The sequence below is a fragment of the Nodosilinea sp. LEGE 07088 genome, assembly GCF_015207395.1.
GTDB lineage: Bacteria > Cyanobacteriota > Cyanobacteriia > Phormidesmidales > Phormidesmidaceae > Nodosilinea.
This window is the reverse complement of record NZ_JADEWX010000100.1, coordinates 1-21,969: the sequence shown is the minus strand read 5'-3', so window position 1 is coordinate 21,969 and position 21,969 is coordinate 1. Positions and strand designations below refer to the sequence as shown.

Here is a 21,969-nt window from a genome sequence, read left to right as displayed (position 1 = left end):
GGGGATAGGGGAGATGGGGAAGGTAGCCGTAGCGTGGGTCAAGCGCCGTTCCATGCTTGCGGCCTACCGGCTCACCCAGGCCGCGACCCACGACTCACGTCGTCGCCAGGGTTTGCAGCTCAAACCGATAATTCTCGATTACCGGGTTGGCCAACAACTGATCGCACATGCGATCGAGCTGCTGGCTGGCGGCCTCTTCAGAAGCGGCCTCTAGGGTGAGCTCAATATACTTACCAATGCGAATCGGCCCGACATTGCTGTAGCCCATGTGGGCTAGCCCCGACTGCACCGCCGTGCCCGCCGGGTCCAGTACCGAGGGGCGCAGGGTGACATAGATACGAGCGCTGTAGTGGGGCACGGCAGACTCCAGAAGCAAAGGAAATCACGAGATTCAACACCCCTCATCCTACCGTATCGCCCAGTTGATAAACTTGAGACAGTACGCGTGAGGCAGCATGGTACGACGCACCCGCAGCCAAGAGAAAGTTCTAACCGTTCTCAAAGGGATAACCAAGCCAATTTCGGCCCAAGACCTCTATGTCGAAATGCGGCAGGCCGGTAACACCATGGGGCTGGCCACCGTCTACCGGGCCCTGGATGCGCTCAAGCTGGAGGGGGCCGTGCAGATGCGAACCTTGCCTTCGGGCGAAGCCCTCTACAGCCTGCCCCAGGAAGATCGTCACCACCTCACCTGCCTGCAGTGCGGCAACACCATCGCCATTGACCAGTGCCCGGTGCACGACCTCGAACGACAGCTCCATAAGGCCCACGAGTTCAAAATTTTTTACCATACCCTAGAGTTTTTTGGCCTCTGCCCCCGTTGTCAGGGCAGCTTGACGACGGCTGAATCATCGGTTTCCTAGCGCCTAGGCTGACGGCAAAAGGTGCTTTTAACCCCCGCAACATCATAGAGATCTATCTATAGGCGTTTTAAGACCAGTATCGATCGCGCCCCCACCGGAATCATGTCTTCCCCCGTAAAGAGGCGATCTGCGGTGACAAAACGAGGCACTTGGGTGTCGATTTCGACTCGCCATGGATACTGGCCAAATAGCTTCGATAGCTGAAACTCAATCGCTTCATAGTGGGCGTTGAAAAACAGTAAAAAATCATTGTCGCTAATCCGCTCGCCCTGGCTGCCGGGGCTAGGGATTTTGTCGCCGTTCAAAAACACGCCCACCGACTTAATGAACCCAATATCCCACTGCTCTTGGGTCATTTCAGTGCCGTCAGGGTTGTGCCAGCTGATATCGGTCACCCCAATACCGTGGATAGCCTGGCCCTGAAACCACTTGCGCCGCCGAAACACCGGGTGCTGCTTGCGGAAGTAAATCAGCTCTCGGCAAAAGTTGATCAGGTCTTCGTTGCCCTCGGGCAAATCCCAATCAAACCAGGAGATTTCGTTGTCGTGGCAGTAGCCGTTGTTGTTGCCCTTCTGGGTACGGCCAATTTCGTCGCCCCCTAGCAGCATGGGCACCCCCTGGGACAGCATCAGCGTGGTTAAGAAATTACGCCGCTGCTTTTCCCGCAGCTGGAGCACATTGAGATCGCTGGTCGGCCCTTCCTCGCCGCAGTTCCAGGACGAGTTGTTGCTGTCGCCGTCGCGGTTGTCTTCGCCGTTGGCTTCGTTGTGCTTTTCGTTGTAGCTGACCAGGTCGTTGAGGGTAAAGCCATCGTGGGCGGTGACAAAGTTGATGCTGGCGTTGGGCTGGCGACCGTTGGTTTGAAAATACAGGTCGGGGCTGCCGGTCAGACGATAGGCAAACTCGCCCAGGGTCTCATCCTGTCCACGCCAAAAGTCGCGCACGGTGTCACGATACTGGCCATTCCACTCTGACCAGTTGACCGGAAAGTTGCCCACCTGGTAACCGCCCGTGCCCACATCCCAGGGTTCGGCAATTAGCTTTACCCCGGCCAGTACCGGGTCCTGGTGAATCAGGTCGAAAAAGGCTGAGAGCCGGTCTACTTCGTAGAGCTCCCGCGCCAAGGCCGAGGCCAGGTCAAACCGAAAGCCATCGACATGCATGTCCATTACCCAGTAGCGCAGACTGTCCATGATCAGCTTCAGCACCTGGGGGCTACGCATGTGCAGGGAGTTGCCGCAGCCGGTGAAGTCCATGTAGTAGCGGGGATCGTCTTCGACCAGGCGGTAGTAGCTGGCGTTGTCGACGCCACGCAGCGATAGGGTAGGGCCAAAGTGGTTACCCTCCCCGGTGTGGTTGTAGACCACATCGAGAATCACCTCAATACCGGCCCGGTGCAGAGCTTTGACCATCTCCTTAAACTCGCACACCTGCCCGCCCAACATGCCGTTGGAACTGTAGCCGGAGAAGGGCGCAAAGAAATTGATGGAGTCGTAGCCCCAGTAGTTGCGCAGCCCCTTATCGACCAGATGGCCAGGGCGCGAGAGAAAGTGGTGGATGGGCATGAGCTCCACCGCGGTGATGCCCAGCCGCTGCAAATGCTCAATGGCAAAGGGGTGGGCCATGGCGGCATAGGTACCGCGCAGCTGTTTAGGAATATCGGGGTGCAGGCGGGTAAACCCTTTGACATGCACTTCGTAAATGATGGTTTCGTGCCAGGGGGTGTGCAGCAGGGTGTCGCCTTCCCAGTCAAAGGATTCATCCACCACCACGGCCCTGGGCATCAGGGCAGCGCTGTCTAACTCCGAAAACGAGAGGTCTTCATCAGGACTTTCCCAGTCGTAGCCAAAGATTGTCGGGCCATTGCCCACCTCCCCTGCGATCGCCTTGGCATAGGGGTCGATTAATAGCTTGTGGGGGTTAAAGCGATGGCCCTCCTGGGGGCTGTAGGGGCCATGGACTCGGTAGCCATACTCCTGCCCTGGGCCAATGCCCGGCAGATAGCCATGCCAGACAAAGTTGCTCACCTCGGTCAATGGAACGCGAGTTTCTTCACCATTTTTGTCGAATAAGCAGAGATCCACAGCCGTGGCATGTTCGGAAAATAAGGCAAAATTCGTGCCTTTGTGATCCCATCTTGCTCCCAGCGGGTAAACGTTCCCAGGCCAAACCGCAACATGCATAGGTTGACACTTTAGTATTAGGTGGACTGATCGCTATAGACTGGATGCGCAGCTTCAGGACCATCGGCCATAACCCTGCCTCCAACCAGATATACAGAGGCTGAGAAGCTATCTCAATTTGTCAAAACGCATTAACTATAGCAAAACCCCTTCATAGGTAATTTACACAGGGTTCCGCGAGGGTAGCTGACGATAGTGAAGGCGATAACTCACGAGTGCTGGAGCGCAATTGACCAACCTCATCGGTATACCCTGTGAACCCCTGAACCTGCCACAGCGACCAAACGGTGGTTGAAATGACGGCAGAAAAGAGGTTGCACCCGGTAGGATACTACAGAATAAATGAACGCTTCAGCCCATGCGCTCTGTGGGGCAGGGTTTGCAATGGTTTATGGAATTACCAACGGAGTAACAGTCATGGTTGCAATTACATCGGTTCACAGCAGACAGATTCTCGACTCGCGGGGCAACCCCACCGTTGAGGTCGATGTGGTGCTGGAGACTGGGGCCAAAGGTCGGGCCGGGGTACCCTCAGGGGCTTCCACGGGTATTCGCGAAGCCCTAGAACTGCGGGATGGCGACAAGTCAGTTTACGGCGGTAAAGGGGTGCTGAAGGCCGTAGCTAACGTCAACGATACGATTGCTCCGGCCATTCTAGGCATGGATGCAATGGATTTGGCTGCCGTTGACAAGAAGATGCTGGATCTCGACGGTACTGACAACAAGGGCACCCTGGGCGCGAATGCGATTCTGGGAGTATCGATGGCGGTGGCGCGGGCCGCTGCCGTCGCCGCTGATATTCCCCTCTATGTGCATCTGGGTGGCCCCGACTCGGTGCTGCTGCCAGTGCCCTGCTTCAACATCATCAACGGCGGTGCCCATGCCGATAACAGCGTTGATTTTCAAGAATTTATGGTGGCTCCGGTGGGCGCACCGACCTTCTCAGAGGCGCTGCGCTATGGAGCCGAGGTTTACCATGCCCTCAAGTCGGTGCTCAAGGCTGCGGGCTATAGCACCGCCATTGGCGACGAGGGCGGCTTTGCCCCCAACCTCAAAAGCAATGTGGAAGCCATCGAGGTGATTCTCAAGGGCATTGAGAAGGCGGGTCTGCGACCTGGCGGCGACATTGCGATCGCCCTCGACCCGGCAGTTAGCGAGCTCTACCAAGACGACGGCACCTATCTGTTCAACAAATCCGACCAGAGCCGCAATTCCTCAGCCGACATGATCGACCTGTGGGAAAGCTGGGTCAACCAGTTCCCCATTGTCTCCATCGAAGACGGGCTGGGCGAGCAAGACTGGGCGGGCTGGCAGGCCATGACTCAAAAGCTGGGCGATCGCATTCAGCTGGTCGGCGACGACGCCTTTGTCACCAATCCCGCCATCATTGCCCAGGCGATCCAAGATGGCGTTGGCAACTCTACCCTGGTCAAGGTCAACCAGATTGGCTCCATCACCGAGACCCTGGAGGCGATCAAAATGTCCCACGATGCGGGCTACACCTGCATGGTCAGCCACCGCTCGGGCGAAACCCCCGACGACTTTATTGCCGATCTAGTCGTTGGGGCTCAAACCGGCCAAATCAAATCCGGTGCCCCCTGTCGGGGCGAACGGCTGTCGAAATACAACCAGCTACTGCGCATCGAAGAAGAACTCGGAGCTAAGGCCCAGTACGCCGGCCTCGACACCTTCAAGCGCAAGGCCCTGGCGTAGCGCCTCGCTCTCGCATCTAGGGTAGGGGCACTGCATGCAGTGCCCCTACCCTAGGGTTGCAAATACTGCCGAAAAAACTCGATTTGCAGCTGGGCCGCCAGGGGTTGATAGCCAGAGCCGTAGAGGCTATGGCCCACCCCCTCAAACTCGTACAGGGTGACAGGGACTCCATTCATGTCAATGACATCGTGAAAGTTGCGGGCCACGTCAATTTGCAAAAAGTCTTCTGCACCGTGGAATAGCAGCATTGGGGTGCGGATATTTTGAGCGTTGTACAGGGGCGATGACCGCTGGTACGCCGCAGGCGCTTCCATCGGTGTCTGCCCCATGAGGTACGACAGCAGCGATGAATAGCCCAACTGCCACTCGGTCAACGTATCGAGTAGGGAACATTGGGGATTTGCCGCTGCTACCAGCCGTGGAAATTGAGTCACTAGCTGGGCTGTGTAGTAGCCGCCGTAGGAGCAGCCCGTTACTCCGATCTGGGCGGTTGTCGTCCATCCCTGCTGGATCATCTGGCCAATAATTTCGGCCCCTTCTTGGATATCGACTTGGCCAAAGTTATCTGGGTTGGCCAGGGCGCGGTAGAAATCTGGGCCAAACCCCTCGCGCCCCGACAGCGGCACGACTAAAACCGCCAGACCAAAGTTAGGCAATAGATTCAGGGGCATTTCTACCTCGGTGGCAAACTCATTGGCCATCGAAAACCCCGGCCCCCCCTGTTGCCAGAGCACAATCGGCACCTGCTCAGGGGGAAAAGCGCTGCCTGCGGGCTGAACGAGAAATCCCTGACGATTTCCGTGACTAGTCGTAAAGCTGACCGGATCCATGCGTACCCGGTTATTTTCGGCAACGGTGGCATTAAAATTGGTCAGCGATCGCGGCGGCGTTTCTCCATCTAGCGCGATCGCAAACAGTTCGGGCGGCTGGGTCACCGACGAAAAGCCATACACCACGGTGTTACCATCTCGACTGGCGACCAGTGAGGCGGCATCCACCGATCCGGTTGGCAGGGGCAGCGGCGTCAGGCTGTCATCGCCTAGGTTATAGACATGCAGATGGCGGTTAATGCCTGCGGTGGCCCAAAACAGCAGGCGATCGCGCCCTAAGAACTGCCCCGCCGACTCCATGGGCCCCCGCAGGGGATCGGCGGTGATTGTCTTCAGAACTGTGCCCTCTAAATCCACCAACTGATAGTAGGCCGACTCAGGAAACCCATAGGAAGCATGGGATCGCCCCGCTACCAAGCTGGGCCGCAGACGCTTAATCAATAGCTGTTGCCCATCGGGGCTGAGGCTAGCACCGCCAAAGGTGTCGCCGCTCTGCTCGGGGGCCGTTAACTCTAGCCGTAGCGGCTCGGGCTGGGTAAAGTCAAACACTCGCACAGCGCTGTGCTGATAAAAGGGGTTGTCAGCCCGATCTCGCCGCCCCAGGGCATCTTGAATGACTGCACTCCCTAGGCTGGGGCTATAGGGAGTGCGATCGTAGAGTCGTCGCTCCTCCCCGGAGGCGGTCACCAGCGCCACCTGGGCGCCGCTGTCTGACCAGGCTGGCGGCTGAATCTCTAAATCACCCGGCAGCCGGGCCACCTCAAGCCGCCGCAGCGAGGGCAAAAACACGATGTAAACGATATCCTCGTCTTCGCCATAGACCCGCAGGGCAAACTTCGAGAAATCTGGGGCCATGCCCAGCACTTCGCCATCTTCGGGCTGGGTCGGGTAAACCTGGGTGCGCGACGCAATCTCAGTCACCCGGTTGACGGTGATAATTTCCCAGGGGCCGTAGGCGTCTTGCTGCACATAGCGCAGCGTATCGTTATCCACCCAGCGCAGGGGCAAGTCGGGGGTCACCAGGTCGTATTGCAGGGCCAGGGCGTCGCTCAGCTCCCCGGTGCGAATATTGAGAAAATGCAGGCTGCGGTCTTCTGGCAGGTTGCGATCGCTGATCGCGACCACTAGCGTGGCCCCGTCGGGGCTGAGGGTGCTGAGCACCTCGGGCTGTTGCACTTCGAGTAGGGCCTCCAGGCGAGCCTGATCTGAGTCCGCCAGCGGGGGCAGCTCTAGCCCATCAAACCCCACTGGGACAATTTCGCCGCTGGCAGGGGCCGCCGCCAGGACAGCGGCAGCACTGGCTACACTCAAACAGAGCGATCGCAGCAGTCTTCCCCGATCAGCCCTGCTCGGTCGTCCCTCAACAGGCCAGATCCAGCGCCATTGGCGCAGAAAATTCAAATGACGCCAGGAATTTGCCACCGAGCCCCTGTAAATAAAGACATGCCATCTTAACGCCCAGCTTTCCCCAATCGGGCAATCTAACTAGAGTTTGTTAACAACCCGCCACCCCTATCGCCCAGATGTGTCCTGCAAGCTACCGTGAAAGAAGCCCATCTCTACTGTCCATCCCCCCGACCGTGACCCAGGAATTTCAGATCTCGATCACCCCCGTAGAGGCCCATACCTACTGGCTACGCACTGAAGCCGTAGCAACCGGGGTACCCCTAGCCGAGACCCGGGTCACCTGGCCCCTAGACAGCTGGTTGGCCCAGTCTCAGGCGCTATTTCAAGATCCGTTACAGGCCCTGCTGCACACCCCCGACACAGCTTCTCTGGCTGATAGCGCGCACCCTGACATCCCCTGGGTTCACCTCGGTCAGGCGCTCTACGAAGGCATCTTCCAGGGACGCATTCGCGATAGTTGGGTAGCGGCCCAGAGCGTAGCCCAAAACCGTCGGCAACCCCTGCGTTTGCGCCTGGGCTTTAAAGACAGCCGTCTTCAGCGCCTGCCCTGGGAACTGCTCTATAGCGATGATCGGCCCCTATCCACCGGCCTAGACGTGACGCTGTGCCGCTACTATCAGAATCCAACCATTAGTGACATTGTCACCCTACCGCCCCTCAACCCAGCCAGCGTGCCGTTACGGGTACTGGTGGTGATTTCAGCCCCCAATGACCAAGAACGACTCGCCCTGCGCCAGGAGGTACAGAAACTAAAGAACAGCCTTCAGATCACCAGCTCTAGCCCCCTGACCCTCGACCTCACTATTCTAGAGCAGCCAGGTCGACCTGAACTCGTGCAGGCTCTAGAGCAGGGGGCCTTTCAAGCGCTGCACTACGCCGGCCATAGCGATGCTGGCGACACTGGCGGCGATCTGTTTTTAGTTAACCGTCAGACTGGCCTGACCGATCGGCTCAATGGTGAAGACCTAGCTGGGCTCTTGGTCAACAATGGCATTCGCCTGGCGGTATTTAACTCCTGCCGCGGAGCCTACACCCCCCAAGACGATGACCAGGCCGGCTGGCGCGACCAAAATCTGGTTCAAGCCCTGGTCAACCGGGGCGTACCCGGGGTAATTGCCATGTCCGATCGCATTCCCGACGATGTTGCCCTCACCTTTACCCAGTTGTTGTACCGCAATCTGCACCAGGGCCACCCCATCGATTTATGCCTCAGTCGTGTCCGCCAGGGGCTAATGTCGGCCTACGGGTCAGACCAGCCCTTTTGGATGATGCCACTGCTGTATCTGCGGCCTGACTTTGACGGCTACCTATACAGCGGAGAGCACGCACCTCACGACAGTCTGGGCGATCTCAATGGCCTGGAGGTAGACGACCTGAGTGAAGCCACCCTGATGCTGCCCGACTACAGCACCGACCCCGATATTGCCGACCTGGCCGCAGCAATGCTGACTCGCCAGGCCACCGATCTCTCCCACGAAAGCACCACTTCGCCTCTCTACGGCTGGCTACAAGAGGGCAACCAACCCGAAGCCGACCCAGTCGTAGCGAACCTGGTCAAACAACTTTCTCAGCCATCTCCCCCTGGACATGAAGGCCCCCTAACAGCCGACCCTGATGAAACCCTACTGCCGGTTGAGGCGGCCCCTCTGGGTCTTCCATCCCTTCCTCAGCCGCCTCCAGATCACCAGACAGCCGCGACTGTTACACCTTCAAATCTCCAATCTCAGCGCCGCTGGCCGATACCCGCTCAATTTATGGTGTGGTGTGGCCTGGGGGTCGCGGGCCTAGGTGCTGTGTTAGGTCTTACCCTCGCCACCCGGTCAATTGCAAATCGTCCAGTCCCGCCTGATGCAGTCGTTCCGGCCACCGTTAGCGAGGCTGCTAGCAGCCCGTCTGCTCCTAGCTCTGCGTTACTGCCTAGTGCACTGAGCGCCTTGGCCCTCGATCGCACCGCCACCGCCAGAAGCTTGGTCGAACAAATGCTCGATCGTCATGATCTCACGACCGCGGCGGCAGTCGTTGCCAGCCTCGATCAGTCTCAACTCCTCGACCCAGATATGGCCTACGTGCGTGGTCGTCTGGCCTGGCAGCAAATGGTGACGGGCAGTGAAGCCGATACCTCTGCTGCTGATGCCATGCGGGCTTGGCTAGATGCCACCGAAAACCGCCCAGACTTTTTAGATGCCTGGATAGCGCTGGGGTTTGCCCACTACGCCCAGGGCAACTATGGGCAGGCCATCCAGGCCTGGGAACGCGCGATCGCCATTGACCAAAAACAGCAGCGTGACCTCGATCCAACCACGGGCCCTCGGGTTGATAACCCCATGCTCGCCAATGCCTACGCTGGCCTAGCCATGGCTTACCAAAACGAGGTCAATATCACCCTCCGCCCCGCAGAACAGGCCCCGTTTCAACAGCAGGCCCAGGGCTACTACCGCCAGGTGCTCGACCTCAACTCCATGATGATCAACCCCAACGCACTCGGTCGTCACTGGCTTTGGTCACCCGCCCTGATCGCTGAGTGGCAAGTGACCCTAGAGCAACTCGCCATCGACGGCAGCGTCGCTTTGCCAGAGGGAAATAACTAGGCTCGATCGGCTCCAAGAGCCGGGTGGTAGCATTGGAAGACTAATCATGTACATTCATGCCCCGAACCCTAGCCATTCTCGCTCATCCCACCCAAACCGAGCACCTGCTTGCTTGGCTCTCAAAACACCAGCGGGTACTCACCCACTTTGAAATTATGGCCCCGGCAGAGATGGCCCAGTGCATTGAGCGCGGCTGGGATCTGGCCAAGATCGACCTGGTTACCCTGGGAACCTCTAGCGAGGGTGGAGACATTGAATTGGCCGCTCACATTCTGGCCGGTGATGTGGCCGGGGTGCTTTTCTTCGCCGCTCCAGAAGCGATCGCAACGGGGTTTCCCAGCTTTACGCTAGTGCTGCGTGCCTGCCAGATCCAGGGCACGCCCATTGCTCTCAACGACGCCTCGGCCTCATTACTGCTGCGTGGCATTGCCGAGACCCAGATGGCCTACCTGATTTTTAATCCGGTAGCCGGTCAGGGTAACCCCAATACCGACCTAGCCTTGATTAAAGAGGTATTAGAACCCCAGATCATGGTCAATGTGATCATGACCCAACCCGATCTAGACCCTGCCGATCAGGCGCGGGAGGTGATTGAGCATATTCACTCTAAAACCGAGCACGATCTGGGCCGTAGCCTGATCATTGCCTCAGGTGGCGATGGCACCGTATCAGCCGTGGCCGGGGCATCCATGGGTAGTGGCGTGCCCTTAGGCATCATTCCGCGAGGCACCGCTAATGCTTTCTCAGTAGGGCTGGGCATCCCTACTAATCTGCGCGCCGCCTGCGAAACCATTCTGGCTGGCAACACCCACGTTATTGACGCGGCTCGCTGCAACGATATTCCCATGATCCTGCTGGCCGGCGTTGGGTTTGAGGCCGGTATGGTCGACGGCGCCAGCCGCCAACTCAAAAACGAGCTGGGTAACCTCGCCTACGTGCTGTCTGGGGTGCGGCAGCTAGCGTCTGCCACCCCCTTTAACGCCACGCTTGAAATTGATGGCAAAGTCTCCACGGTGACGACGACGGCGATTACCGTAGCCAACGTAGCGCCTCCGACATCGGTACTGGCCCAAGGCCTGGGTGAAGTCATCCCCGATGATGGGTTGCTAGAGGTAACTGTGGCCACTAGCAAAACCCGTCTTCAGGGAATCAATGCCCTCGCCTCGCTGGTGGCCGCCGCCGCCTGGGGCAACCCCACCCAGCGCGACGACATCATCTGCCTGCGCACTAACCGACTCAAGCTCACCACCGATCCACCGCAAAAGTTGGTCATTGATGGCGAAATTTTAGAGGTTAACCCCATGGAGTTTGAATGTTTACCCCAGGCGTTGACGGTATTTGCGCCGCTGAAGACCATCTAGCCAATATCCAGATGTGGCGATGGGGAGCCATCGTCAAGAACTATGATGCCGTTCAGGACGGTATTCTCGCAGCCAGCAGCGCTCCAGGTAGCGCACTTGGTGCATGTACCAAAACTGCCAGGGGTTAAGGACCGTTTTATAATTGCGACAGAAAACAGGTTGGTAAAGGTAAGACCAGATGGGAAACCGCATTGTTCTAAACAGGGTTGATAAATAGCAACGAAGCCGACTCAGCTTTCGCTCAATAGCTTATTCTGGGGGCAACACAGCCCTCTACTGGGGCCACTATATTCAGTATAGACAGATGAAAAAGAGACCTAACATCGGGCGTCTCACTTGGAAAGATAATTAATAATCAAACCCAGAATTGATAGTTTTAACCCGATAGTCTCAGGCCTTCCTGGGGTAGGCATTCGAGGCAACATGATGAGTCGCTGGCAAGAATGCTGAGACGACAAGGCCGCGCACTGGCTATTGCCAGGCTCGACGACACAGTGATTATTCTGACTCACTCCCAAAGCTAGGAGCCATCTAGGAGCACAAAAAATCATGCCATGGGGTAGAAGGCCAAAGCTGGATATCGATGCAGAGAAAAATGGAGCTGACGGGAGTCGAACCCGTGTCCGCTTTGATTATTAACACACCACTCGTTCACAGGCTTAGCCCCTCTAACCCTCAGGGCCGGAACCGCCACTTATCCCGGACGGCGGGATGCTCTGGCTAAGTCTTAATTAATAGATCCACCAGAGGAAATCTACTAATGCATCCGTTGGGGTTTGTCCATAGCTCTTAACGGAGTCAAACTATGAACGCTCGTTAAACTAGGTTTATTTAAGCAGCAACAGGTGCAGCTTTACGAGCAAAAGGAACGATGTTGTTCGCAGTTACGTTTGGTTTGAGCCTTGATTTGCGAGAGTAGACTCCCTCTCGGCCTGTATCACAGCGTGACTTTCGTCAAAACGTCGAAACCGTTACAGCCCCGCGATGCCGTTTACTCCATCTATTATAGAGCATTGCTTGAGTTGTGAGGGCGATAACCTGAGTCCTAGGGACGATCCGACAAGTCTTCCGATTGTCGGTAGAAATCCTTTATGCCGCTAATAACCTTTTATAAACTCGATGGGGTAGCCATCAAAGTATAATAATTAATTAATACTTCTGTTTGTGGCGGGGTTTGCCCAGCGGCAGCATGCGCCAAGGCAGTCTCTAGCCTATGAACGATTTTTGATAGTCACCTCAGCGTTTTGCCCTCTGGGGGGCTATTTGCAGCAATAAGGACTTTCCCCTATGACCACAACTAACGCCTCTAGCAACGGTGGTACCGATACCCCCGAGAAAGAAGCTACCTCCACTCGATCCCGTGGCACTCGCACCAAACGTGCTGCTTCGTCGGGGGGAATCGTCAAAGCCAGCCCTAAGGGGAATGACGTGATTGTGTTAGACGACAATACTCGGTTAGTTGAAACCGATAGCTTACCCAATCACCGTCCTATTGCTCTTAGTACTTTTGAGGTGGTCGGCACCCTCGATCGGGCTGGCGATCGCCCCATTGCCGGCAACACCTTTGAGATCTCGACCCTCGACACCCTGCCCGGGCATCGCCCGATCGCAGTTAGCACGCTGCACATCGCCGATATCCATACTCTGCCCGGCGATCGCCCCATTGCCCCCAACGATGAGGTCGATCCGCCAGCAGCTATCCTCATGGGTTATCTCGACTAGCCACCGGTTGACCGCAACAAAAAAGCACCTCATTGTGAGGTGCTTTTTTGTTGGCTAGAACAAAACTAGAGCAAAACCCAATGGCGATTAAGCGGAGGTTTCGACAGCAGCAGGGTACACGCTAACTTTCTTACCAGCTTTACCGCGACGCTCAAAGGTAACTAGACCATCTACCAGAGCAAACAGGGTATCGTCACCGCCGCGACCAACGTTATTGCCGGGATGAATTTTGGTGCCCCGCTGACGAATCAAAATGTTGCCCGCGCGGACGGATTCGCCGCCGTAGCGTTTGACGCCTAGGCGCTTAGCGTTTGAGTCACGCCCGTTGCGAGTACTACCGGTTCCTTTTTTATGAGCCATAGCGATGTAATCCTTACCTACCTACGGTTTAATCTAGCGTGAGTTGGGTTGATTTAGCTGTCGGCTGCTGCAACAGCTTCTGCCTCAGTTGGTTCCGCAGAGGCTGTTGCAGGAGCAGATGCAGCCGCGTCACCTGCGATCGCAGCGCCATTCACCTGAATAGCATTGATCATGACTCGGGTTAACTCCTGGCGGTGCCCCCGCTTTTTACGAGTTTTCTTTTTGGGCTGCATCTTGTAAACAATAATCTTGCGGCCCCGCAGATGGCTAACCACGCTACCAAGCACCGTTGCCCCATCCACCACGGGCTGGCCGACCATCGCTTCACCGTCGTTATCGACGAACAAAACCCGTTCCAGGGTGACTGGGTCGTCTACATCCAAAGCCAGACGATCAAGATCGTAAAAACGGCCCGGTTCTACCCGCAGCTGCTTACCACTTGCTTCGACAATTGCGTAAGTCATTTTTTACCTCTAAAGCCGCCGTACAGGTGCTAGCTCTTCAAGCCATGCCCAAAATGCCTAGCCTTTAAAGACCTGATCCGAGCGCATAAACACAGTCTTTTATTATTGCGAGTTGGTTTCTCCTATGTCAAGGGTGTGGAGCATGTACTTTAGCGCCTGTATTGCCCAACAGCGAACTTCGCTGGGCCGGTCAAGGCATTGTTAGGGGAACATGACCGCTCCATTAGCTCGATTTTTTATCCTGATGGGCCATTGCTAAGCACGGAAACAGAACTAGATGTTTCCTATGCAGCGCTAGCAATGGATATTTGGCTTTTGGCCGCTCAGCTGATGATGGATGACACCGCACCACCAGCCGAGATGGCTAACCATAATTTAGCCCCGGAGGAGGTGTTGGCCCCCCGCACAGATCCTGCCCACTGCCCTCAGGTAAACGAGACTGCTTGCCCAGGGTTTATGCAGGGCCTGGCCGACTTAATGCCTGGCCGTAGCCATCGTTCTGTTGTGCAGCCACCTCGTGCTACCAACTCTATGGGGGCCGCAACCCTATGGCCCCGACCGGAGGCCATTGTAGTACCCAGGCAGCGCCCCGCACCTGTTCAGCCAGCGCCCAGTCAGCCCGTTTTGCCGTCCCAGAGTCGCGTTAGCCTGAGACCCATGACGGGGTCACAGCTCTACGAATTTCGACGCGCCACGGTGGCAGAGGGAAATCTCTACACACGCATGTCTCCCCTCCAGTACCTTGACCAGTGGCAGCGCGGCCTCGATACGCCGACCTCTGCCCAGTGGCAGGCTCTGTTAGCAGCAGAGGCCAGGATCGTAGCCCAAAACCAGGGAGCCCAATCTCTAACGATAATTTTGGGCGACTCGCTAGGGCTATGGTTGCCTGTAGACGGGTTACCCACGAACCAACTCTGGCTCAATCAAAGTATTTCGGGAGAAACGACGGCCCATATCCTACAACGGTTAGATTACTTTGCTGCCGCCCAACCCAGGGCTATTCACATCATGGCGGGCATTAACGATCTCAAGGCCGGTGTCAGCGATACGCAGATCGTCGATAACCTTTACCGGATGCTGGTTCGCCTGAAACAGCAACACCCCCAGGCCCGGTTGGTTGTGTATTCGCTGTTGCCAACGCGGCTAGAGGCGTTGCCCAGCGATCGCATTCAGCGAGTCAATCATCAACTGGCTACCCTAGTGGCCCGGCAGGGGGCTACTTTTGTTGATCTGTACCCATCCTTTAGCGATAGCCAGGGCCAGTTGCGCCCTGAGCTGACAACCGACGGCCTACACCTCAGCCCCCAGGGCTACACCCTGTGGCGAGCGGCCCTGGTAAGTCATTAAGTATCGTAGTTGTAGAGCCAGGGCACGCCATAATAGGATCAACTATTGCCCTTTGCCCAAGCGAATTACCTGTGCCTAAGCGATCTACTAAACCCAAGCTGGGACGCCTCGAAAAACTCAACCCCACCGACTACTGGCAAGCTCAGGTTGATTTTCAACAGTGGTTAACAGAAGCTGAAACGCTAGAACTATTGGGTGAAGCAACGGGGCTAACCCTGACTGACGCTGAGGCAGAAGCCCCCAACGCCACAGACTACACGCTGCTGATCGAGGCCAAGACCACCCTACCGATCTTGGTAGTTGCCCATTTGACAATGCCTGAGGCAGCGGAGTTGGGCCAGCTCCTGACTTGGGCGGCGACCGAGACGGTTGCTACGGTGATCTGGATAGCACCTTCGTTTTCCGCAGAGGCGGTGCTCACCCTTGACTGGTTGAATCTGATCAGTGAAGTCACCTTCCTAGGCTTGACTATCGATCTGTGGCGCATTGGTAAAACCGCCATGGCCGCTAACTTCACCCCGATTGACGACGGGTTCACTGTCGATGACCCCGAACCCGAGGAGGACTTGGCTGATGCAGAAACACCTGTCGCAGAGCCAGAACCCCTGACGGAGCTACAGCAAGAAAATTTGGATTTTTGGCGGGGTCTGTGCGATCGCCTGGATCGTCAGGGTAGCTCGGTAAAACCTGGCTCGCCCGCTACCGAGTCGACCATGGGCTTTGCCATGGCCCGAGCCGGATTTCGCCTGAATGCCATTCTCGATCGCGATCACCAGAGCCTTTACACCGAGCTATTGCTGTCAGACATCGATGCTCAGCCCCACTTTCACCTCCTGTCTCAAGAGCGGGAGGCCATTGCCGATGAAGTCGGTCTGCCCCTGATCTGGGACGGAGCGGGCGATCAGGCCTGCATGGTAGCCTGCACCCTAGGCGATGTTGACTTAGCCAACCGCGCTCGGTGGCCCGACTATCAAGCCTGGTTCTGCGACTGCCTAGAGCGCTTTTATGAAGCCTTTTTTGACCGCGTTAAGCAGCTCGATGCAACGGCCTACCAGTCACCCCCGCGACACCGGGCTACGGCCCATGGGGCGCTGGTATTACCGGCCCAGCACCGAGGATAGCGCGATTGCATCGGGAGGCATCGGCATGGCGATCAGCTCTGAGCAGGCTTGCCCCTGCGGCAGCGGTCAACCCCTCACCCAGTGCTGCCAACCCTACCTGAGCGGGCGGGTCTATGCCCCAACGGCAGCAGCACTGATGCGATCGCGCTATACCGCCTACCACCAGGGCAACATTGACTACCTGGTGGCTACCCACCACCCCACCCAGCGCTTTGGTGGCCAGCGGGCAGCCATTACCCAGAGTATGGCAACCACCACCTGGCTAGGGCTGCGGATACTCGCCACCGAGGCCGGACAAACCACCGACAGCCGAGGCACCGTAGAATTTATTGCCTATTACAGCGACCCCAAGCCTGGGCAAGTACACGAGCGATCGCGGTTTGTGCGGCAACGAGATCGCTGGTTTTACGTCGATGGCGATCCGCTACCGCCGATCATTCCTGGACGTAACGCCCCCTGTTGGTGTGGCAGCGGCAAAAAATATAAAGCCTGCCACGGCCATTGAAAGTTTAAGAATTGCCCACAAATTAAACCGGCTTGAGGCTCTGCCTTTCATACTCAGGGCAAACCGTTAGTGCTATGGCGGCATCTGACACAGCAGAGACACTATGACAGACGAAACAGCCTTCCAGCCTGCTGCGGATCCAGAGGTCGTCCTGACGCCGCCTGTGATTGAGCGCGTGCGACAGGGGGTGGCCATCGCCCAACAACCTGTTGTGCGCCAGTGCATTGCCCACGACCTGGCAGAATTGAGTGCGATCGCCCAAGGCACCGCCGACCAGCGTGTTAGCGGTCGATTTCGGCGCTGGGCGCTACGCCGCCTGATTAAAAGCCTCTTTCGGGTACGCATAGAGCAGCCTGAGCATATTCCGACCGGGCCCAACGTATTGACGGCCAACCATCTCAGCCATTTAGATCCATTTTTAATGCTCGCCTTTTGTCCGCCGCACCCCTACTACTACATCCTGGGCGATGCCCGTACCCTCTATAACAAACGCTGGAAGCGCTGGCTGATTGACTGGGCCGGCGGAGTCATTCCCCTAGAGCGCTGGTGGAAAGAAGAAATCGCCGTGATGGTCGCCGCCGACAATGGCCGGGATGATCTCAAACCGCTAGCTACACAAATTCGAGACCACGTCCCCAATGGCAGCTCTATCCAGCAGATGCGACAGATCGATCAGGCCGTACAGGCGCTACTCAAGCGCGGCGACGGCCTGATGCTCTTTCCCGAGGGTCGCCTAGGCGAAAACGAAGGGCGCATGCACCTTCCCCTCAAGCGGGGCACCGTGCTCTATGCCATGCGGTCTGGGGTTCCTATCCACCCGGTGGCGATTATCGGCACCAAAACGCTCTACTTTCGCAAACGGCTCACCCTGCGATTTGGCCCTCCAGTGCATGTCCCTCACCAATCTCGGCCCAAACGGGTGGCTATCGACAGAGCCCTAGCCGATTTAGAGCAGGCCTTCCAAGATTTGCTCCCGCCCAATTACCAAGAACCCGATGGGCCCAAGTTCTTTAGTAATTGGCTCAACCATCTATTCTGGTAGGTCAGCTTGGTTACTCCCCACCGTGAGGCAGCAACCTGCCGTAGCGTCTGTCAGTAAGCCCTTAACGAGACTTGAACTCGTGACCTCTCCCTTACCAAGGGAGTGCTCTACCGCTGAGCTATAAGGGCAATTGTCGTGGTGGGCCGGGCTGGATTCGAACCAGCGTAGGCGTAGCCAGCGGATTTACAGTCCGCCCCCATTAACCACTCGGGCACCGACCCGCTCTATCCACGATTTTCAATCCTAACATGTAAGAGGAATTAGTTTTAAGCACCCGCTAAAAAAGGAGAGTCAGTTATAACCCATAGACTAACCAGGCCAAAAACCACCCCACCAGCAACCCCAGCCCGCCAAACCGTACCGCCTGCCAAAAGGTCTCTTGCAGGTGCTCCCAAGACACTACGCGCTGGGCCAGCTCTAGCTCAAAGCTATCGGCAGCCTCCTGGAGACGCAAAACCTCTTGGGCAGCCGCCTGGGCGTCGGCAGCAGGCGCTGATGCCTCTAGCTGCTGAAGCTGTATGAGATTAGCGATACCAGCCTGCAATCGAGCCAATCGCTGAGCGAGTTCTTCTAGCTGCCGCAGCAACTCGGCTAACGAGAGCGGCGGCTGTTGGGGATCGCTGCCAACGGCCCCTCGCTGACTCTGGTAACGTTTTTGCCAATGGCCTGGGTTCATGGTGCAAACTGTAAAGACAATGACGAACTGCCCCTACTCATTCAGCCGGGCAGAGTATATCTTCTAGTTAACCCCGTTCATTCCCTATCGGCTTCAACCACTATGGCCTTTTCCTTCGACGCCTCTAGGGCGACCCAGCCCACTACTCAGCCCGCTGCTGAGCTCACCGACCTAGAACTTGCTCAACTACTCGCTGAGCGGCTAGCCATTAAGCCTGCCGACTGGCACCGGCTCAACCGCGATCGCCGAGTGCGGGCTAAAGAACAGCTGGCAGCAGCCCTCGTCTTTTTGCTGAGAAACAATTCTGAAGAAGCCCTGGCGCGGGTTGAACAGGCAGCAGGCTGGTTGAACCACAGCCTGCAAGCTCCCCCCTGCCCGAGTCATGGCGATCGCAAGCCATCGACCCCAACCGCTGACTCAGCTCACTAATGAATTAAAGGCAACCGTCGCGGCGGGCGTACCGTCTTAGTCAAGTGCAACTCTCGACCGCCATTGCACCAGGTCACCTGGTCAAACACCTGGTAGAGAATATAGAGCCCGCGCCCACACTCACTCGAATGACCCGCACACTCGCTTTCATCGGCGTCGCCACAACCGCACGGGTAATTAAAGCCACTGCCCTGATCGACAATTACCCAGCATAGCTGAGGGCCAGAAGCCGCGTATTTCACCGAGATGCACTTACACGGGTCGAGATCATTACCGTGCTTGGCGGCATTCACCAAGGCTTCTTGCAATCCCAAACGAACCTCTGCGCGCCAAGGCACTGGCACATCCTTAAGCAGGAGATCTAACACAGGGTGCAGGTACAGAGTCGAGACAAAGCTCAGAGTGTCCCACTTTTGTTGCTGTGCAGATGGAGAAGTTGCAATCACTCAGGCCATCTCCAATGTCTTGAGTTGAGTGTTTTAAGAAAATTTGCCCCGAGAGACAAAGATTAATCTATGAAGACCAATCTCGAACGACCTATAAACTATAACTATTTTTAAAAGCTTGCTTTCAACAAGCTATTGTGTATAACCCTAGAAAACCTGTCTTAAGAAAACCCTAATTGAAAGCTTTATTCAAATCAGAATCTTTTTAAGGGCTGCTCGCTGAGAGTTAACAGCACGACCACTGATCTACTATAGCAAATTTTGCCAGGGCATAGGCCTTAGAAGCACAGCCTAGGCAAAACAGCCTTTTTATCAACGTTTGCCTAGGGAGTAATTTTGTTTGTACTTACTAAACATCTGATGTGATAGGGGTAATCTTGCCATTGAGGCCCTACGTATGCGGCATTTGAAACAGTTATGAGACAGATAATAAAGTTATGTTAAGACACTTTCATGAGTTCTCGAATTAAACCCAGACAGGCTATTGTCCCTCTAAATGCTGACGAGCTGCACCAGCGACAATCTCCGAAGAGTCTGCGGTAAGTTTTTGTAAGGCAGCTTTGGCTTCAGGTTCAGAAAACTGGGCCAAGGCTTGAACAAGACGATGCCTAACTTGCCAGTCGGCATGGTCGGCATGGTTCAATAACAGCGGTAAGGCGCGGCTGTCTCCCAATTCACCCAGGGCGCCAATGGCGGCGGTGGCAATCAGTTCATTATCTGACGTGAGGGCCTCTTGCAATAGATCAAAAGCTTGGGGCTCACCCAGCTCGCCTAGAGCCGCCACAATGCTAAATTTCACCAGCCATTCTTCGGTGCTGTGGTAAAGATTGGCCAGCTCAGGATAAGCACTTTTAAGCTTGAGCCCCCCGATGGTGTCAGCTGCCGCCGCCTGCACATCGGGCTCAGGATCTTCGGTGAGCGATCGCAGCAACAAGGGCGCTACGGTGGCTAAATCTTGGTGGCCCAGGCTGGCGATCTGGCTAATGGCGGCATAGCGTACCCGAGCGTTGCCATCGTTGGCGGCTAGCTGCACTAGATCAAAGGCATCAGCAGGTTCCAGACCACGCAGTTGGTTGACGGCCCGTAGCCGATCCCCGTAGTCGTCGGAGTGGAGCAGTTCTCGAACCGAATCAGGGGTAATAGCCATTTTGTAGAGGTGAACACAATTCTACTCTCTCTACTATCGGCCATTTTGGGATCGGGGGATAGGGGGAGTAGGGGTGGAGGAGACTGGGAGATGAACAGCCTCTATTCACCTCATCCTCATCGCTTTATTTCTTTAGGTGTAGCTATTGGCCATCTCGCGGACGATATCACCCCGGGTGAGAATGCCGACGACCTGCTTCTCGGCATTGACCACAGGCAAACGGCGCACCTTTTTATCGTGCATGAGGTGGGCAGCTTCGCGGAGAGATTTATCGGGGGCGATGGTGATGACATGATCGGTCATCACATCTTTAACCAGTTGCCCGAGGGCTTTGTGAAGTTCTTGGTTGTACTGAGCAGGATTTTTGAGGTAGATGACGCTGTCGAGCAACATGATGTAGGCCGGTACATCGACCCCTGTGGTCTGCCACATGAGGTCAGATTCTGACAAAATACCGACTAGATTGCTGTTCTCCTCAATTACAGGCAGGCCTCCAACGTGGTTGTCGGCCATCAGCTGAATAGCTTCTTTGAGCTCGGTGTCGGGGGGTACCGAGATGGGGTTTGGGGTCATTACATCTGCAACAGTCTTGGCCATAGATTTGCCTGAAAACGCTTATTTTCATTCTAGAAAAGGTTCACAGCTAGCCGGGGAGCTGTCACAGGTCGTTACAGTAGTGTTCCAAAATATCGGCGCAGTGGGCGATCGCCCCCAAATGGGCAATCTCGTAGCCGTGGGTATTGTGGGTGGGGAAGCTGAGACAGGCCGCCCGCGAGACATGGCCAAACTTCATGGCGATCGAGGCGTCGCTGCCAAAACCACTGATCACCGCCATCTGAATCGGCAGGTCGTGCTGGGTTGCGGCCCGCCGCAGGTCGGCGTTGAGCCCTTCATCGTAGAGACCATAGGCATCCTGGCTGAGGAGCACGGGGATCGCTCCGGGCTGAATCGGGTATTCCGCCGAGAGGGGGCAGATTTCTAGCGCAATCAGGGCCTCTAGGCGCTGTCGTTGAGAGAAATAGAGCGCGCCGAGCGCGCCAACCTCTTCTTTAGCTGAAGCCACTAGATATACGGTTACAGGCGGCGCTTTGAGGCGCTCGGCCAGCATTAGTAAGACCGCCAGGGAGGCTTTGTTGTCGAGGGTGTAGCTGGCGATGTAGTCGCCCATGGCAAAGGGCTGCTTGCGATGCTTACCCACCACAACGCGGGTTCCCGCGCGAATGCCAGCGGCGGCCAGTTCTTCGGGCGATCGCTTGGTTTCGACCCAGGCGGTCTCCCAGGTGACGGGCTTGGTCTCCTGCTGGGCCTTTTGGGGCGACTCGTGGGAGACATGGCGTGAGCCAAAGCTCAAAATGCCGCTAATGGTGTGCTGATCCCCGAGTAGATCTACGACGCCTTCGCCGTAGACCCAGGGGTAAGACCCGCCCAGCCGGCGTACTGACACTCGCCCGTCGGCGTAGATGCTTTTGACCAGGGTGCCGATTTCATCTTTGTGGGCGGTAATGGCGATCGCGCGGCTGTCATCTTTCCCTGGAATTTTGGCAATCACGTTGTCGGCCTCATCCAGCCAGTGATCCACACTCAGATGAGCCAACTCATCCATTAAATATTGGTTGATTTCTGCCTCTGCACCGCTGGGAGAGTGGCACATGACCATTTCGGAGATGCGGTTGAAGAGATCGTCGTAGGGCATGGGGGAGTGGGTGGGTGGATGGGTGGATGGATGGGTTTTGTTGCTCCATTTTCGCACCCTTCACCTCTTCAC

20 protein-coding genes, 2 tRNA genes and 1 other RNA gene are annotated in these 21,969 nt (G+C 56.5%); 10 read left to right on the top strand and 13 right to left on the bottom strand.

Annotation, left to right across the window (positions count from 1 at the left end; genetic code table 11):
* Positions 1-94: 94 nt before the first annotated feature.
* Positions 95-376 (bottom strand): phosphoribosylformylglycinamidine synthase subunit PurS, encoded by a 282-nt coding sequence (gene purS / locus IQ254_RS19585; protein WP_228040891.1) that lies wholly within the window; start codon positions 374-376, stop codon positions 95-97.
* Between the two features lie 79 nt (positions 377-455).
* Here purS and IQ254_RS19580 point away from each other — a divergent pair, with 79 nt between their 5' ends.
* Positions 456-863 carry a Fur family transcriptional regulator gene (locus IQ254_RS19580; RefSeq protein ID WP_193967843.1) on the top strand — a complete coding sequence of 136 codons (408 nt, stop codon included), beginning with the start codon at positions 456-458 and terminating at the stop codon, positions 861-863.
* A 56-nt stretch (positions 864-919) separates the two neighbouring features.
* Here the strand turns inward: IQ254_RS19580 and glgX are convergent, their stop codons facing one another.
* Positions 920-3,046, bottom strand: a complete 2,127-nt coding sequence (glgX, locus tag IQ254_RS19575) for a glycogen debranching protein GlgX (RefSeq protein ID WP_193967842.1) — start codon at positions 3,044-3,046, stop codon at positions 920-922.
* Between the two features lie 417 nt (positions 3,047-3,463).
* On the opposite strand from glgX, the gene eno reads away from it, so the two are divergent.
* On the top strand, positions 3,464-4,759 hold the full coding sequence (gene eno, locus IQ254_RS19570) for a phosphopyruvate hydratase (RefSeq protein WP_193967841.1): 1,296 nt from the start codon (positions 3,464-3,466) through the stop codon (positions 4,757-4,759).
* A gap of 50 nt (positions 4,760-4,809) precedes the next feature.
* Here eno and IQ254_RS19565 read toward each other — a convergent pair whose 3' ends face one another.
* The gene (locus IQ254_RS19565) at positions 4,810-7,011 is read right to left on the bottom strand and encodes a prolyl oligopeptidase family serine peptidase (RefSeq protein WP_313887502.1); all 2,202 of its coding nucleotides are present in this window, start codon (positions 7,009-7,011) and stop codon (positions 4,810-4,812) included.
* 158 nt (positions 7,012-7,169) lie between these two features.
* On the opposite strand from IQ254_RS19565, the gene IQ254_RS19560 reads away from it, so the two are divergent.
* The gene (locus tag IQ254_RS19560; protein ID WP_193967840.1) at positions 7,170-9,584 is read left to right on the top strand and encodes a CHAT domain-containing protein; all 2,415 of its coding nucleotides are present in this window, start codon (positions 7,170-7,172) and stop codon (positions 9,582-9,584) included.
* A 56-nt stretch (positions 9,585-9,640) separates the two neighbouring features.
* Positions 9,641-10,945: a YegS/Rv2252/BmrU family lipid kinase gene (locus IQ254_RS19555; protein WP_193967839.1), complete on the top strand. Its 1,305-nt coding sequence runs from the start codon at positions 9,641-9,643 to the stop codon at positions 10,943-10,945.
* Positions 10,946-11,538: 593 nt separating this feature from the next.
* Here the strand turns inward: IQ254_RS19555 and ssrA are convergent.
* Positions 11,539-11,926: a transfer-messenger RNA gene (ssrA, locus tag IQ254_RS19550) on the bottom strand.
* Positions 11,927-12,232: 306 nt separating this feature from the next.
* Between ssrA and IQ254_RS19545 the strand changes: the two genes are divergently transcribed.
* Positions 12,233-12,667: a hypothetical protein gene (locus IQ254_RS19545; RefSeq protein ID WP_193967838.1), complete on the top strand. Its 435-nt coding sequence runs from the start codon at positions 12,233-12,235 to the stop codon at positions 12,665-12,667.
* A gap of 87 nt (positions 12,668-12,754) precedes the next feature.
* On the opposite strand, the gene rpmA is transcribed toward IQ254_RS19545, so the two are convergent.
* A complete protein-coding gene (rpmA, locus tag IQ254_RS19540; RefSeq protein WP_193967837.1) occupies positions 12,755-13,027 on the bottom strand; it encodes a 50S ribosomal protein L27 in 273 nt (90 codons plus the stop codon).
* A gap of 53 nt (positions 13,028-13,080) precedes the next feature.
* A complete protein-coding gene (rplU, locus tag IQ254_RS19535; RefSeq protein ID WP_193967836.1) occupies positions 13,081-13,491 on the bottom strand; it encodes a 50S ribosomal protein L21 in 411 nt (136 codons plus the stop codon).
* Between the two features lie 300 nt (positions 13,492-13,791).
* Here rplU and IQ254_RS19530 point away from each other — a divergent pair, with 300 nt between their 5' ends.
* The 4 genes from IQ254_RS19530 to IQ254_RS19515 all read left to right on the top strand — a co-directional run bounded on the left by IQ254_RS19530 (position 13,792) and on the right by IQ254_RS19515 (position 17,506).
* Positions 13,792-14,838, top strand: coding sequence for a GDSL-type esterase/lipase family protein (locus IQ254_RS19530; protein ID WP_193967835.1), 1,047 nt, complete (start codon positions 13,792-13,794; stop codon positions 14,836-14,838).
* Between the two features lie 71 nt (positions 14,839-14,909).
* Positions 14,910-15,959, top strand: coding sequence for a DUF4268 domain-containing protein (locus tag IQ254_RS33200; RefSeq protein WP_193967834.1), 1,050 nt, complete (start codon positions 14,910-14,912; stop codon positions 15,957-15,959).
* Positions 15,877-16,464: a YchJ family protein gene (locus IQ254_RS19520; protein WP_228040889.1), complete on the top strand. Its 588-nt coding sequence runs from the start codon at positions 15,877-15,879 to the stop codon at positions 16,462-16,464. Before IQ254_RS33200 ends, IQ254_RS19520 begins: the two co-directional genes overlap by 83 nt.
* 103 nt (positions 16,465-16,567) lie before the next feature.
* Positions 16,568-17,506 carry a 1-acyl-sn-glycerol-3-phosphate acyltransferase gene (locus tag IQ254_RS19515; protein WP_193967833.1) on the top strand — a complete coding sequence of 313 codons (939 nt, stop codon included), beginning with the start codon at positions 16,568-16,570 and terminating at the stop codon, positions 17,504-17,506.
* Between the two features lie 56 nt (positions 17,507-17,562).
* On the opposite strand, the gene IQ254_RS19510 is transcribed toward IQ254_RS19515, so the two are convergent.
* From IQ254_RS19510 to IQ254_RS19500, 3 genes are all read right to left on the bottom strand, one after another.
* Positions 17,563-17,634, bottom strand: a tRNA-Thr gene (locus IQ254_RS19510).
* An 8-nt stretch (positions 17,635-17,642) separates the two neighbouring features.
* Positions 17,643-17,727, bottom strand: a tRNA-Tyr gene (locus IQ254_RS19505).
* Positions 17,728-17,801: 74 nt separating this feature from the next.
* Positions 17,802-18,182: a DUF2203 domain-containing protein gene (locus IQ254_RS19500; RefSeq protein WP_193967832.1), complete on the bottom strand. Its 381-nt coding sequence runs from the start codon at positions 18,180-18,182 to the stop codon at positions 17,802-17,804.
* A gap of 102 nt (positions 18,183-18,284) precedes the next feature.
* Here IQ254_RS19500 and IQ254_RS19495 point away from each other — a divergent pair, with 102 nt between their 5' ends.
* Positions 18,285-18,611 carry a DUF6439 family protein gene (locus IQ254_RS19495; protein WP_193967831.1) on the top strand — a complete coding sequence of 109 codons (327 nt, stop codon included), beginning with the start codon at positions 18,285-18,287 and terminating at the stop codon, positions 18,609-18,611.
* Here IQ254_RS19495 and IQ254_RS19490 read toward each other — a convergent pair.
* From IQ254_RS19490 to IQ254_RS19475, 4 genes are all read right to left on the bottom strand, one after another.
* A complete protein-coding gene (locus tag IQ254_RS19490; RefSeq protein WP_313887501.1) occupies positions 18,608-18,949 on the bottom strand; it encodes an ATP-binding protein in 342 nt (113 codons plus the stop codon). The genes IQ254_RS19495 and IQ254_RS19490 overlap by 4 nt on opposite strands.
* A gap of 589 nt (positions 18,950-19,538) precedes the next feature.
* The gene (gene nblB / locus IQ254_RS19485) at positions 19,539-20,204 is read right to left on the bottom strand and encodes a phycobilisome degradation protein NblB (RefSeq protein WP_193967829.1); all 666 of its coding nucleotides are present in this window, start codon (positions 20,202-20,204) and stop codon (positions 19,539-19,541) included.
* A 132-nt stretch (positions 20,205-20,336) separates the two neighbouring features.
* Complete coding sequence (locus IQ254_RS19480; RefSeq protein WP_193967828.1) at positions 20,337-20,801, bottom strand: CBS domain-containing protein; 465 nt, start codon at positions 20,799-20,801, stop codon at positions 20,337-20,339.
* A gap of 61 nt (positions 20,802-20,862) precedes the next feature.
* A complete protein-coding gene (locus IQ254_RS19475; RefSeq protein ID WP_193967827.1) occupies positions 20,863-21,897 on the bottom strand; it encodes a M42 family metallopeptidase in 1,035 nt (344 codons plus the stop codon).
* Between the last annotated feature and the right edge of the window lie 72 nt (positions 21,898-21,969).

Coding starts and splice junctions, on each gene's coding strand:
- IQ254_RS19580 (WP_193967843.1), top strand. CDS start 456: ATGGTACGACGCACCCGCAGCCAAGAGAAAGTTCTAACCGTTCTCAAA.
- glgX (WP_193967842.1), bottom strand. CDS start 3,046: ATGCATGTTGCGGTTTGGCCTGGGAACGTTTACCCGCTGGGAGCAAGA.
- eno (WP_193967841.1), top strand. CDS start 3,464: ATGGTTGCAATTACATCGGTTCACAGCAGACAGATTCTCGACTCGCGG.
- IQ254_RS19555 (WP_193967839.1), top strand. CDS start 9,641: ATGCCCCGAACCCTAGCCATTCTCGCTCATCCCACCCAAACCGAGCAC.
- IQ254_RS19545 (WP_193967838.1), top strand. CDS start 12,233: ATGACCACAACTAACGCCTCTAGCAACGGTGGTACCGATACCCCCGAG.
- rpmA (WP_193967837.1), bottom strand. CDS start 13,027: ATGGCTCATAAAAAAGGAACCGGTAGTACTCGCAACGGGCGTGACTCA.
- rplU (WP_193967836.1), bottom strand. CDS start 13,491: ATGACTTACGCAATTGTCGAAGCAAGTGGTAAGCAGCTGCGGGTAGAA.
- IQ254_RS19530 (WP_193967835.1), top strand. CDS start 13,792: ATGGATATTTGGCTTTTGGCCGCTCAGCTGATGATGGATGACACCGCA.
- IQ254_RS19520 (WP_228040889.1), top strand. CDS start 15,877: ATGCAACGGCCTACCAGTCACCCCCGCGACACCGGGCTACGGCCCATG.
- IQ254_RS19515 (WP_193967833.1), top strand. CDS start 16,568: ATGACAGACGAAACAGCCTTCCAGCCTGCTGCGGATCCAGAGGTCGTC.
- IQ254_RS19500 (WP_193967832.1), bottom strand. CDS start 18,182: ATGAACCCAGGCCATTGGCAAAAACGTTACCAGAGTCAGCGAGGGGCC.
- IQ254_RS19495 (WP_193967831.1), top strand. CDS start 18,285: ATGGCCTTTTCCTTCGACGCCTCTAGGGCGACCCAGCCCACTACTCAG.
- nblB (WP_193967829.1), bottom strand. CDS start 20,204: ATGGCTATTACCCCTGATTCGGTTCGAGAACTGCTCCACTCCGACGAC.
- IQ254_RS19480 (WP_193967828.1), bottom strand. CDS start 20,801: ATGGCCAAGACTGTTGCAGATGTAATGACCCCAAACCCCATCTCGGTA.
- IQ254_RS19475 (WP_193967827.1), bottom strand. CDS start 21,897: ATGCCCTACGACGATCTCTTCAACCGCATCTCCGAAATGGTCATGTGC.